This window comes from Dellaglioa sp. CoH-57-MRSF-18, assembly GCF_056781995.1.
Genome location: NZ_JBXAXX010000211.1, coordinates 1 through 274, shown reverse-complemented (window position 1 = coordinate 274; position 274 = coordinate 1). Strand labels below are relative to the sequence as shown.

At 55.1% G+C, this 274-nt stretch carries 1 protein-coding gene; it reads left to right on the top strand.

Annotated elements, in window-relative coordinates; all coding sequences use genetic code 11:
* Positions 1 to 104 precede the first annotated feature (104 nt).
* The coding region (locus tag AC1RPG_RS08755; protein ID WP_481762598.1) for an HNH endonuclease signature motif containing protein at positions 105 to 274 on the top strand (170 nt) is incomplete at its 3' end.

The following is a 274-nucleotide window of genomic DNA, read 5'->3' as shown; positions in this document are numbered from 1 at the left end:
GCTTTGCTAAGCACGGAACGACGTGCAGCGCGTGTGGTGCCGAAGCCTCATACTTCGCGATCGAGCGCACGTATTCGAAGAAAGGCGGCGACGGTCCGTTCCATATGAATATGTGGGGTACCGTCAATGGCAAAGACGTGATATTTACGCACGATCATACGATTAGCCGCCATAACGGTGGGGCGGACGCGCTTCACAACATGACCACGATGTGTGGGCCCTGCAATTGGGAAAAGGGTCGTCGCGAGTACCAACCTCAAGGACAACAAGGAAC